Origin of the sequence: Micromonospora sp. HB375 (assembly GCF_017872985.1) — a bacterium.
GTDB lineage: Bacteria > Actinomycetota > Actinomycetes > Mycobacteriales > Micromonosporaceae > Micromonospora > Micromonospora chalcea.
Map to the genome: position 1 here is coordinate 454,602 of NZ_JAGGJO010000001.1, position 12,722 is coordinate 467,323.

The 12,722-nt window shown below is 74.4% G+C and carries 8 protein-coding genes; 7 read left to right on the forward strand and 1 reads right to left on the reverse strand.

What is annotated here, in order from left to right; translation table 11 throughout:
• The first annotated feature begins 102 nt into the window (after positions 1-102).
• From J3R08_RS02310 to J3R08_RS02335, 6 genes are all read left to right on the forward strand, one after another.
• Positions 103-1,128 carry a hypothetical protein gene (locus J3R08_RS02310; RefSeq protein ID WP_124778776.1) on the forward strand — a complete coding sequence of 342 codons (1,026 nt, stop codon included), beginning with the start codon at positions 103-105 and terminating at the stop codon, positions 1,126-1,128.
• Between the two features lie 140 nt (positions 1,129-1,268).
• Entirely contained in the window at positions 1,269-3,545 is a 2,277-nt protein-coding gene (locus J3R08_RS02315; RefSeq protein WP_209959796.1) for a TOMM precursor leader peptide-binding protein, read from the forward strand.
• Between the two features lie 35 nt (positions 3,546-3,580).
• Positions 3,581-5,086, forward strand: a complete 1,506-nt coding sequence (locus J3R08_RS02320; protein WP_209959799.1) for a SagB family peptide dehydrogenase — start codon at positions 3,581-3,583, stop codon at positions 5,084-5,086.
• A complete protein-coding gene (locus tag J3R08_RS32585; RefSeq protein WP_064448581.1) occupies positions 5,083-5,892 on the forward strand; it encodes an HlyD family efflux transporter periplasmic adaptor subunit in 810 nt (269 codons plus the stop codon). Before J3R08_RS02320 ends, J3R08_RS32585 begins: the two co-directional genes overlap by 4 nt.
• Entirely contained in the window at positions 5,889-8,072 is a 2,184-nt protein-coding gene (locus tag J3R08_RS02330) for an NHLP family bacteriocin export ABC transporter peptidase/permease/ATPase subunit (protein ID WP_051611255.1), read from the forward strand. The genes J3R08_RS32585 and J3R08_RS02330 overlap by 4 nt, the downstream gene beginning before the upstream one ends.
• Positions 8,073-8,096: 24 nt before the next feature.
• Positions 8,097-11,129 carry an ATP-binding cassette domain-containing protein gene (locus tag J3R08_RS02335; RefSeq protein ID WP_209959802.1) on the forward strand — a complete coding sequence of 1,011 codons (3,033 nt, stop codon included), beginning with the start codon at positions 8,097-8,099 and terminating at the stop codon, positions 11,127-11,129.
• 7 nt (positions 11,130-11,136) lie between these two features.
• Here the strand turns inward: J3R08_RS02335 and J3R08_RS02340 are convergent, their stop codons facing one another.
• On the reverse strand, positions 11,137-11,916 hold the full coding sequence (locus J3R08_RS02340) for a MerR family transcriptional regulator (RefSeq protein WP_158629852.1): 780 nt from the start codon (positions 11,914-11,916) through the stop codon (positions 11,137-11,139).
• Between the two features lie 334 nt (positions 11,917-12,250).
• On the opposite strand from J3R08_RS02340, the gene J3R08_RS02345 reads away from it, so the two are divergent.
• Positions 12,251-12,613, forward strand: a complete 363-nt coding sequence (locus J3R08_RS02345) for a hypothetical protein (RefSeq protein WP_147265124.1) — start codon at positions 12,251-12,253, stop codon at positions 12,611-12,613.
• The last annotated feature ends 109 nt before the right edge of the window (positions 12,614-12,722 follow it).

Consider the following 12,722-nt stretch of genomic DNA (forward strand, 5'->3'; position numbering starts at 1 on the left):
GTAGCACGAGGCCGCGCCGCCACCGGCCCGGGCCGACGGTCGCTCACATACTCGACTGCATCGGGCGCGATTCCCGCGCACCGGCTGTGGATGGAGGACGAGATGCTGGGCAGAAGATCCGTCAGGAGCCCGCGTACCCTCGCCGCGCCGGTGCCGGCGATGCCGTTCGCCGCCGCCGCTGCGGCGCTGCTGATGCTGACCGGCTGTGGCGGCGAACCGGTGGACGCGGCCACCCCCGCGCCCGAGGGCTCGGCCGGCTTCGGCCGGGACCGGGCCGCGCTGGTGCTTACCGCCTTCGACCAGGCCGACTCGGCCGCCTCGGTGGCCGGCGACATCGAGACGCTGCGGACCCAGGAGGTTCCGCCCTCGCTGGACCTCAGCGTCGCCGCGGTCCGCCGGGCCGCCTACAACCAGCAGGCGCAACCGTCGTTCCAACACATCAACCCGGCGTTCGCGGTGCCGCCCGGCGACCCGGCGTGCTTCCTCGTCACGGCCACCCTCAAGCTGGCCGGCTCAGAGCTGGCCCCCACCGACGTCAGCCAGTTCGTGCTCGGCACGGACGGCCAGTGGAAGCTCAGCCACAACGTCCAGGTCACCCAGCCTGCGCTGGTGGCCGCCCGGAGCATCGACGGCCGGCCGGCCACCGAGGGCGGCACCGCCCTGGACGAGACCAGCCGCCGGGCGCTCGCCGCCGAGGTGTTCGCCCGCAGCATCGGGTCGACCACCGGCAACCGGTCCCTGATCGCGTCCAGCCCGCTGCTCGACGGCCAGTTCGCCGGCGGCTGGGAGGTCTACGGGCAGCAACTCGCCGGCGTCGGCGCGGAGGTCCGGCGAACCCTGGACCGGGCGGAGTGGTCGGACTGCGCGGTCACGACGCCGACCGGCACGCTGACCTTCCTGACCGTCCACGCCACCGACACGCTGCGCCCGGCGCCCGGCGGTCCGGCCACCGTCCGGATGGTGCCGCAGAGCCCGGACCTGATCGCCACCGGTCATCGCACGGCGGTGAGCGGAAAATCCATCCGGGTCAACCGGGTGGAGACCTTCCTGCTGCTCGTACCGGAGCAGACCACCGGCACGTCGGTGCTGGGACTCAACGACACCGCGTTGACGGTCACCGCCGGCTGACCGCGCACCGACCCCGCCGACGGCAGAAACCGGTGGCATCACTCGGGATCGGAGGCCGCGGACCGCGACGATGACAGCAGCCGTGATCGCCGGCGGGGCCGGTGGTACCCGCGGCCCGGCCACCAGGCTCGGGAGGAACCATGTGGCGTCCGCGCTTCCGATCGGACTACGTGCCGGTGCGGCTGCCCGACGGCCCGCTCGTGGTGCTGGGGGAGACCCGCAGCCTGCTCGTCGACGATCCGGTCGCCGCGGACCTGGCCGACCAGCTCGACGGCGCCGCGCCGCTGGCCGACGTGGTGGCCCGGCTGGCCACCCGGCACCCGGTCGCCGCCGTCGCCACCGCCCTCGCCCGGCTGCGTGACCACGGCCTGCTCACGTCCGGCCCGGCGCACACCTCGCCGGCCGAGGCCGCCGGCTGGGACGCCCGGGGCGTCCCGCCCGAGGCGGGGCGGCGGTGGATGGCCGGTGGCCCGGTCACCGTCGTGGACCTCGGGGCGCCCCGGGTGGCCGAGACCGCCGACGCGCTGCGCGCCCTCGGACTCGCCGTGACAGTGGTCGGGCCGGACGGACCGGACCCCGGCCCGGACGACGCCCAGGTGCTGGTGCTGCCGTCGTCGATGCTCGACCCCCGGCTGGCGTCGATGAACGACCGCCACCTGGCCGCCGGTCGCGCCTGGACCCTGGCCCGGCCGCACGGCAACGTCGTCTTCCTCGGCCCGCACCTGGTGCCGGGCCGTACCGGCTGCTGGGCCTGCCTGCGGCAACGCTGGCAGGAGAACGAGCAGGTGAACGCGTTCCTCGGCGGGCAGGACCTGGCCGGTCCGCTGCCGCAGCCCGGACGGGCGGTCCTGCCCGGACTGGCCACCACCGCCGCCGGCCTGCTCGCCGCCGAACTCGCCGTGCTCGCCGTGCGGGGTACGTCGCCCCGCCTCACCGGCCGGATGGTGGCCCTGGACACCCGGGACCTGAGCACGGAGAGCCACCAGCTCGTACGCCAACCGCAGTGCCCCGCGTGCGGCGACCCGGACCTCGTCCGCAAGGCCGAGCCCCGGATCGACCTGCCACCGAGCGGCGCCCAGCCCAGCCGGGCCGGAGACTCCCGTACCCGGGAACCCGCCGAGACGTACGCGGCACTCGCCCACCACGTCAGCCGGTACCTGGGCGTGGTGAGCCGGCTGACCCCGCTGGAGGCGACCGACAACGGCGTCACCCACACCTACTCCGCCGGGCACAACTTCGCCCAGCCCCGCGAGCTCGCCGGGCTGCGCCGCAACCTGCGCGGGCAGAGCGGCGGCAAGGGCCGGACCGACCTCCAGGCCCGGATGAGCGCGATCGGGGAGGCGGTGGAGCGCTACTGCGGGGTGTGGCGTGGCGACCGACCGGTGCACCGGGCGACCTACCGGCAGCTCGGTCCGGACCGCGCGGTGCACCTGCGCGAGCTGCTGCTGTTCTCGGACCGCCAGTACGCCGACCGGGACCGGCTCAACCGCGACCTCGGCCACCTGCACCGCGTTCCCCGCCCGTTGCCGGAAGACGTGGAGCTGGACTGGACGACGGGCTGGTCGCTGACCCGGCAGACGCCGCGCGAGCTGCCCGCCGCGTACTGCTGGTACGGCCACCCGGAGCTGACCGGGCTGGGGGTGTGCTCGGCCGACTCGAACGGCTGCGCGGCCGGCGGCAACCTGTCCGAGGCGATCCTGCAGGGCTTCTGCGAACTCGTGGAGCGGGACAGCGTCGCCCTGTGGTGGTACCACCGCTCCCGGATGCCCGGCGTGGACCTCGCCTCGTTCGCCGACCCGTGGACCACCGCCTGCGTCGACCACCACGCCACCGCCCTGAGCCGCGAGCTGTGGGCCCTCGATCTGACCGCCGACCTCGGCGTACCCACGTTCGCCGCGGTGTCCCGGCGGGCCGACGGCGGGACGGAGGACGTCCTGGTCGGCTTCGGCGCGCACCTGGACGCGCGGGTCGCGCTGACCCGCGCGCTCACCGAGGTGAACCAGTTCCTGCCCGCCGTGCCCGGACCCACCTCCGAGCGCAACCGGTACGGCGGCGACGACCCGGACACCGCGCGCTGGTTCGGCACGGTGCGGGTCGCCGAACAGCAGTGGCTGTCCCCGGATCCGACCCGGCCGCCGCGCACCGCCGCCGACCACCCGACGCTGACCACCGGCGACGTGGGCGACGACGTGCGCCGGTGCGTACGCCGGGCGGAGCGGGCCGGCCTGGAGGTGATCGTCGTCGACCAGTCCCGCCCGGACGTCGACCTGGCCGTGGTGAAGGTCGTCGTGCCGGGCCTGCGGCACTTCTGGCGCCGGCTCGGCCCCGGTCGGCTGTGGGACGTGCCGGGCCGCCTCGGCCGGGACCCGCTGGCCGCCGACGAGACGTCGGCCAACCCGCTGAACGTGTTCTTCTAGCCGGCGCTCCCGGCCCGCCGGTGAACGTGGAAGGGATGGTGGGGGATGACCACAGTGGCGGACCCGACCGGTCGGCGGCGGTCGTCGTGAACGGCGCCGGCGGCGGTCCTCCGGTCCAGGAGTCGTACCGGCTGCGCCGTGACGCGGAGCTGCGACTCGGTGAGGACGGCTCGCTGCTGCTGCAGCAGACCCGCTTCCGGCTCACCCTGGAGCGACCCGGCATGGGCCGGCGGGCGCTGCTGCTGCGCCTCGCCGCCGACTGGGTCGGCGACGTCGAGGTCGGCCGGCTGATCAGCGGCCTGGAGGGGGAGAGCCGGGTGCTGCCGGCGCAGTTGCTGCTGCGCCGGCTGCTCGCCCACTCCTGGCTGGAGCGCCGCGTCCAGGTCGACGACCGGGCGCTGCTCGACCTCGTGCCCACCGGGCTGGGCCGGGGCAGCCTGCCGGAGAGCCGCCCGCACACCCCGGGGGTCCGCTACCGGCTCTCCCGCTTCGCCACCCTCCAGCACGATCGGGGGATGCTGATGGCCGCGTCGTCGCTGAGCACCCTCACCGTCGGTTGCGCCGACGCCGCCGTCGGCGCGGTGCTGGCCGCCGCCGTGCCGGGCCTCGGACCCGACACGGTGGCCCGCATGCTCGGCGTGCCGCCGGAGGCCGCCGGGCGGGTGCTCGACGAGCTGGCCACCGCCCGGATCCTGGTCACCGACGCCGAGTACGAGGCGGAGCACGACGACGCGCCGCTCGCCTACTGGTCGCCGGAGGAGCTGCGGCTGCACCACCGCTCCCGGGCCGGCCGGCACGCGCTGCCGGTGGGCGGCACCTACCGGATGCGGGAACGCTTCGCGCCGCAGCCGCTGCGCCGCCCGTACGACGGGGGCCGGGCGGTCGAGCTGCCGCTGCCCGACCTGGCGACGATCGCCAAGGCGGATCCCGCGTTCAGCCAGGTCGTCGCGGACCGGCGCAGCGTGCGCGAACACGACGACACCTCGCCGCTGCCCCTGGAGCGGCTGGCCGAGTTCCTGTACCGGTCACAGCACACCACAGTCGTCGGCGAGGCCGGTGGACAGGAGGTGGGCCACCGGCCCTACCCGGGCGGCGGCGGTGTCTACGAGCTGGAGATCTATCCGCTTGTCGCGCGCTGCGCCGGGCTCGACCCCGGGCTCTACCACTACGACGGCGTCGGGCACCGGCTGGAGCCGGTCGCCGGCTGGGGCGCGGCCGCCGACCGGCTGCTGGCGTACGCCCGGGCGGCCGGCGCCATGCCCCGGCCGCCGCAGACGGTCCTGGTGGTCACCGCCCGGGTCCAGCGGCTGATGTGGAAGTACGAAGGGATGAGCTACGCCATGATTCTCAAGGACGCGGGTGTGCTGACCCAGCAGATGTACCTCGTCGCCACCGCCATGGGGCTGGCGCCGTGCGCCCTCGGCGCCGGGGACTCCCAGGCCTTCGCCGAGTTGTCCGGGCTCGATCCGCTCGTCGAACCGAGCGTGGCCGACTTCCTGCTCGGCTCGCGCCGTCCCGCCGACACGGGGGCCCGGCCGTGAAGTTCCGGCGGCAGGCGCTGCGTCAGCTGGAGGCGCCCGAGCAGCTCGACCGCGCGGTCCGGCTGACCACAGTGCCGAACTGGCTGGCCACCGTGGCGCTGGTCATCGTCGTGGTGGCCGCCGGGGTCTGGTCGGTGCGTACCGTGGTGCCCCGGACCGTCGAGGCCGCCGGGGTGCTGATCCACTCCAACGGGATCTCCGCCCTCGACGCGCTCGACAGCGGCCAGGTCACCAAGGTGTGGGCGTCGCCGCACCAGCGGGTCACGAAGGGCACGCCCCTCTACAGCCTGCGCACCATGGACGGCAAGGTGCGGGTGGAGAACGCGCCGGGTGACGCGTACGTCGTGGCCTGGCTGGTCTCGGAGGGCGAGATCGTCACCCCCGGCACGCACCTGGCCGACCTGGAACGGCTCGACACCGCCGGGGACGCGTTGCAGGCCGTCGTCTACGCTCCCGCCGTCGCCGCGCCCCTGCTGCAACCGGGCGTACCCGTCGAGGTGGCCGCCGCGGCGGCGCCCCGCAACGTGTTCGGCACCCTGGCCGGCCGGGTGACCACCATCGGCGCCTTCCCGGAGACCGAGGCCTCGCTGCGCGCCTTCCTGGGCACCGGGCCGGACGTCCGGCGGCTGCTCGCCCGGGGCAGCGTGGTCCGGGTGACAGTCACCCTGGAGCCCGACCCGGCGGCCCCGGGTGGCCTGCGCTGGACCAAGTCCCCGCCGCCGTTCCAGCTCAACTCGGCCAGCGAGGTCACCGCCTGGTTCACAGTGGACCAGGAACACCCGATCGACTGGTTGCTGGGACGATGAGCGCGCCCCCGACCGCCGCCACCGGAACGCCGGAGCCTCCCCGCATCCGGCGTCGACGGGTCCGTACGCCCACCCTGATCCAGATGGAGGCGGTGGAGTGCGGCGCCGCCGCGCTCGGCATCCTGCTCGCCCACCACGGCCGGCACGTACCCCTGGAGGAGCTGCGCCGGGTGTGCGGGGTGAGCCGGGACGGCTCCACAGCGGCCACTGTGCTCCGGGGCGCCCGCCGGTACGGGATGGTGGCGAAGGGCTTCCAGATGGACCTGGCCGGCCTGGCCACGGTGGCGCTGCCGGCGGTGCTGTTCTGGCGGTTCGAGCACTTCGTGGTGCTGGAGGGGCTCGGCCGCAAGGTCTTCATAAACGATCCGGCCACCGGCCCCCGCGCGGTGAGCTGGGAGGAGTTCGACGGCGCCTTCACCGGCATCGCGCTCACCATGGAGCCCGGCCCGGAGTTCCGGCCGGGCGGCACCCGCTACCGGCTGGTGCGGGCGCTGGCCGAACGGTGGCGCGGCCCGGGCTCGGCGATCGCGCAGATGCTGCTGCTCGGCCTGCTGATCGCCGTGGTCGGCTTGACCATCCCGGTGATGGCGAAGGTCTTCGTCGACCGGGTGCTGCTCCAGGAGGACCGGGCCGCGTTCGCCGGCCTGGTGGCGGCGGTGGCGGTGGCCACCGTGCTGACCTTCCTGGCCGGCCTGCTCCAGCAACGCCTGACCGTACGCGCGGAGACGGCGCTCGCCCTGAGCAGCGCGGCCCGGTTCTTCCGACATCTGCTGCGGCTGCCGCCGGCCTTCTTCGACCAGCGGCAGGCCGCCGACCTCAGCCAGCGGGTCCGGGGCAACGAGGTGGTCGCCGAGGTGCTCACCCGCCGCGCGGCCACCACGGTGGTGGACACCGGCCTGGTGCTGGCGTACGGGGCGCTGCTCTGCCAGTACGACCTGCTGCTCGGACTCTGCGCGGCGGTCCTCGCCGGGCTGAACGTGAGCGTGCTGCGTTACGTCGCCTCGACCCGGTCGACAGCCGTCGCCGGGCTCCAGGCGGACCGCAGCAAGCTGGTGACCACCGTCTACACCACGGTCCAGATGATCGAGACGGTGAAGGCCGGCGGCGAGGAGGAACGCGCGGTGGCCCGGTTCGCGGCGCGCCACGCCACAGTCGCCACCCGCCAGCAGCGGCTGGGGGTGCCCACCGCTGTGCTCTCCGTCCTGCCCGCGTTCCTCGCCTCCGGGACCACCGCCGTGCTGCTGGGGCTGGGCAGCCGGCAGGTGGTGGCGGAGGCGATGAGCGTCGGCGTGCTGGTCGGCATGCAGAGCCTGGCCGCCGCGATGAACCGGCCGTTGGGCAACCTGACCGCGCTGGGCTCGCGGCTGCAGGACATGAGCGCCGACCTCAACCGGCTGCGGGACGTGGAGCGGTACCCGCTGCCGTCGGCCGGGGACCGGCCCGCCGGGCCGTTGGCGCCGATGGAGGGGCACCTGCGCATCGAGGACGTCACCTTCGGCTACAACCCGCTGGGCCGGCCGCTGCTGGAGAACTTCAGCCTGGACCTGCCGCCGGGTGCCCGGGTGGCGCTCGTCGGGCGGTCGGGCAGCGGCAAGTCGACAGTGGGCCGGCTGGTGGCCGGGCTCTACCGCCCGTGGACCGGGCGGGTCACCGTGGACGGCCTCGAACGGCCGGGGACCGACGACGGCCTCTGGGCGGCCACAGTGGCCATGGTGGACCAGGACCAGCGGCTGTTCGAGGGTACGGTGCGCGACAACGTCACCATGTGGGACCTCACAGTCGCGGACGAGGACGTCGTCACCGCGCTGACCGACGCCTGCCTCTACGACGAGGTGGCGGCCCGGCCGGGCGGCCTGGCCAGCCCGGTACGGGAGAACGCCCGCAACTTCTCCGGCGGGCAGCGGCAGCGGCTCGAGATCGCCCGCGCGCTCGTCCGCAATCCCCGGGTTCTCGTGCTCGACGAGGCGACCAGCGCGCTGGACGCCGAGACCGAACGCCAGATCGACAGGCACCTGCGGCGGCGGGGGGCGACCTGCCTGATCGTGGCCCACCGCCTGTCCACGGTCCGCGACTGCGACCTGATCGTCGTGCTGGACGGCGGCCGGGAGGTGGAGCGCGGCACCCACGAGCAACTGGTCGCCCGCGACGGCGCGTACGCGCGCCTGGTCCGGGACCACTGACCACGACGACCCGAGGAGACGCTGATGAGCGGCGCGGTGGAGAATCCCTCGCCCGGCAATCTGATCGGCTTCTGCGCCGACGGCGTACGCCAGGTCTGCCGCCTCGACGACACGGTGGCGGGCTGGCTGGTGACCGGCGGCGAGGCCGACCTGTTCGCGGTGCGCCGGGCCGGGACGAACCCGTCGCGCCGGCACCACGTGGCCCGGCTGCCGGCGGGTGGCCTGGTGCCGACGTCCACCGCGATCGGTGTGTGGCAGCTGATCCTGGTGCCGCTGCCCGGCACGGACCTGCGCGGACTGTCCCGGCCCCACCTGTCGCTGCTGGAGCGGCAGGTACGGCCCGGCCTCCCGGCGGACGAGGAGGTGTCGCCGCGGGCGCGGCGCGCCGCGGCGGAGCTGGTCGCGGCGGTGGACCTGGTGCTGGTGGCCGTCGCCGACGCGCTGCGCCGCGGGCAGGCGCCCCGGGAGGCGTCCACCCTGAGCGGGCGCGAGATCGTGTCGCTGGCGCAGGGGAGCGCCCTCGTCTCCACCGGCGGTGCCTGGTGGCTGCGCAGCGCCGGCGGGCAGTTGCGCCGCAACGACGGCGGTCCGGCGGAGATGTCGGGGGAGCGGGAGCTGTTGCTGGTCGCCGAGCGGGACTGGGTGGTGGCCGAGTCGCCGTGCGCGGTGGAGAGCCACGGCAGCTGGGACCTGCTGGTCAGCGGTCAGCTCCGGTCGGCGGTCGACCAGCACGTGGTGCGGCTGCTGCGGATGGTGGAGACCCGCGTCGAGGAGGCCGACGCGGCCCTGCTGAGCGGCGTGGAGCGGCGCCGGCAGATCGACGCCGAGGTGCTCGCCGCGGCGGCCCGCCGGTCGCTCGGGGTGATCGGCGCGGGCGGTGCGCTCCCGGTTCCGGACACCGAGGCCGGCTTCGACAGGTACGGGCGGGCGGCCTCGGTGGTCCGGGTGGTCACCGAGGGGATGGGCAGCCCGGTCAACGAGCCGGCCGACCGCAGCGGCGCGCCACTTGACGACCGGGTGGCGGTGCGTGCGGTGTCCCGGGCGTCCAGCCTGTTCCTGCGCGAGGTGCGGCTTCCGGACCGGTGGTGGCGGCGGGACCTGGGGCCGCTCGTGGGGTGGCGGACCGGCGACGACCCGTCCCGTGCCGTCGCGGTGCCGCTGGTGTTCCGCCGGGGCCGCTACCACCACGTCGACCCGGAGACCCGGGCGTACGGGCCGATCGACGCGACGATCGCCGCGACGTTCGCCGCCGAGGCGACCCAGGTGCAGGCGCCGCTGCCGCAGGCCGCCCGGATGCGCCACCTGCTGCGGGCCGGGCTCGTCGGTGCGGCCCGCGACGTGCGCGGGCTGCTCGTCGCCGCCGCCTGCGTGGCGCTGCTGGGCCTGGGCGTGCCGCTGGCCACCGGCGAGGTGCTGGGCCAGTTGGCCCGGCAGGGCGAGGTGGACGGCCTGTTCGGTTTCCTCGCGCTGATGCTCAGCGCCGCTGTGGTCGCGGGACTGGTCGGCGTGGTGCAGAACCTGCGGTTGCTGCGGTTGGAGGGCCGGTTGCAGTCCGGCGCGCACCTGGCGCTCTGGGACCGGCTCATGCGGCTGCCCGCCCGGTTCTTCACCGGTCGCAGCAGTGGTGAGATCGCCAACTCGATGTTGGGGATCTCGTTCGTCGGCGAGGCGCTGAGCGCGCTGCTGCCGCAGCTCGTCTCCGCGGCCGCGACCGTCGCGGTGACCCTCGGCCTGCTCCTGGTGGTCGAGCCCGTGCTCGGGCTGTGGGGGGCGGGGATCGTCGCCGTCACCATGCTGGCCTTCGGCGCGTTCGCCGTCCTGATCGTCCGCCGGCAACGGATCGCGCTTCCGGCCGAGCACCGGGCGGCGGCGATGACCAACCAGTTGCTCGGGGGAATCGTCAAGATCAAGGTGGCGGCCGCCGAGGCCCGGGCGCACGCCCGCTGGTCGGAGGTGGCCGCGGTGGCCCGGGCGGCGCTGCAACGGGTCCGGCAGAGCCAGGCGGGCCTGGTCGCGTTCGCCACGGTGCTGCCGGTCGCCGGTCAACTGGTCCTGTTCGCCGTGCTGATGGGGCCGCTCGCCGGCCGGGTCACGCCGGCCGACTTCTTCGTCCTCAACGTCAGCTTCGCGATGCTGCTCGGCGCGCTGCTCGTGCTGGTGTCGGCCGGGGTCGAAGTGATCGCGGCGGTGCCCCGCCTGGGCGGCCTGCGGGACATCCTGCGCGCCGACCCCGAGGCCCGGCCGGACCGGGTGGACCCGGGCGAGCTGCGCGGTGAGGTCGCACTGCACCGGGTCACCTTCGCCTACCAGCCGGACGAGCCGCCGGTGCTCGTCGACATCGACCTGCACGTGCGCCCGGGTGAGTTCGTCGCCATCGTCGGGCCGAGCGGCTGCGGGAAGTCCACACTGCTCCGGTTGCTGCTCGGTTTCGAACGCCAGCAGCAGGGCGCGGTGCTCTACGACGGCCAGGACCTCGCCGAACTCGACGTGCACGCGGTCCGCCGGCAGTGCGGGGTGGTCCTGCAGGACGGCCAGCTCTTCGCCGGCTCGGTGCGGGACAACATCTGCGGCGCCGGCAGCTTCCCGCTGGACCAGGTCTGGGAGGCGGCGCGGATGGCCGGCCTCGCGGACGACCTGGAGGCGCTGCCGATGGGGATGAGCACCATGGTGCCGTTCGGCGGCGGGACGCTCTCCGTCGGGCAGCGTCAGCGGGTGCTGATCGCCCGCGCGCTGGCTCCCCGGCCCCGGATCATCTTCCTCGACGAGGCGACGAGCGCGCTGGACAACCGGACCCAGGAGGTGGTCACCAGGAGCACCGCGGACCTGGCCGCGACCCGGCTGGTGATCGCCCACCGGCTGTCCACGGTCCGCGCGGCGGACACCATCGTGGTGCTCGAAGCGGGGCGGATCGTCCAGCGGGGCACCTACGACGAGTTGATGGACCAGCCCGACGGGCTGTTCCACCGGCTGGCGCGACGGCAACTCGTGGACCAGCCGGAACGGTCCGACGCCGTGGTGGAGAGCCGGCAGCCGGACGGGCAGCCCGCGACGGGCTGAGGGCCGGTCAGCCGTTGTCGATGACCGCGCCGTCCTCCACGCACACGTCCGTGCCGAGGTGGTTCTCCAGCAGTTCCGCGACGTGCGCCTCGGCCTGGTTCTCCACGGCCAGCCGGAACGCCTCGGTGAGCACGCCGACCACGCCCTGGGTCAACAGCAGGGTCTCCCGGTCGAGGTCGGCCCAGGACGATCGGTTGCCGCTGCGCACCAGCTCCGGCGCGAGGGCCAGCAGCCGGGCGGTGACGGCGGCGACCAGATCGTCGGCGACCGGCCGGAGGCTGTCCAGCACCTCGCTGAGGGTCTGCAACGCCGGCACCGTGCCCACCCGTACCCGATGCAGGTCCAGGGCGGCGCGCAGCGGACGTGGCCGGGAGGTGCGGACGGTGCCGTCGTCGGCCCGTCCGATCACGCCGTGCCGGGTCAGCGCATGGGCCAGCGCGGGACGGTCGGCGGCCAGGCGCTGCAGCATCGCGGTCAGCCCGTCCGGCGCCTCGTCACCGGCCCGGACCCCGAGCATGGCCTCGATGGAGACCAGGTTGAAGCCTTGCCGCTGCAGGGCGAGGATCGCGTCCAGCCGGCGGACGTGGGAGTCGTCGTAGAGCGCGGCCCGGCCGTGCCGAACCGGTGGGGGCAGCAGCCGCCGGGCCTGGTGGGCGCGGATGTTGCGCGGCGACATGCCGACCTTGCGGGCGAGTTCGTCCACGCTGTACCCGGCCGGGCCGCCGGGTGTCGTCGTCACCTCGTCGATGGTCACGGTGGCCTCCGGCAGCACTCGGTGACGGAACACGGCAGCCGCCGGACCGCTGTCACGGTGGGCGATCCGACGATCGCAGCGTAGGTGCGGGCGCCGCGCGGGTGACAGGCGAGGAATTACTACTTGTTCACACTGATGACAATCATTAGAATCGCCAATCCGCGTCACGCCGTTGATTTCCATTACCCGGCTTTCGCCGCGGCGCGGACCTGTCGCGGCCGCATTCGATGAAATTCCCACTCGTCGGGCGGGCCGGAAGGGCCGGTGGCCCACGATGAATCGGAACCGGCGGCCCGGACCCTCCCGCGCTGCCTGTCGCCGCCCCCGGTGTCGTCGTGGGCGGCCGACCGTCGAAGGGAGCAGGGGTGTGACAAATGTCGATCGAGCGGTCTTCGTGGCCGCGTACAGCCGGCTGGTCGCCGACGTCTGGGCCGACCCGGCCAAGGAGCAGGCGCTCGACCGGGACCCGCGGGGGTTCCTCGCCGGCTATGGCCTTCACCTGCCCGAAGAGGTGCAGGTCCGGGTGGTCCGGGACGTCGCCGACGCCGATCCGGACCTCGAGGTGCAGGTCAAGTCGTGGGAGCTGGCGGAGTCCAGCTGCGCCTTCGTGCTCTTCGTGCCCTCGCTGCTGCCGGTGGCCGAGGCGGAGCTGGCCGAGGACGAGCTGGACAGCGTCGTCGCCGGTCTGGACTCCAGCTGCGCGTGCTGCTGCCCGTGCTGCTGCACCTGACACCGATGTCTGCCGCCCGCCGGCCGGCACGGCAGATTCTGATGGCAGTCAGCGGAAATCCTTGATTGCCGAACCTCGATCTTCCTAGCGTTCTCGCCACAGCAATTAA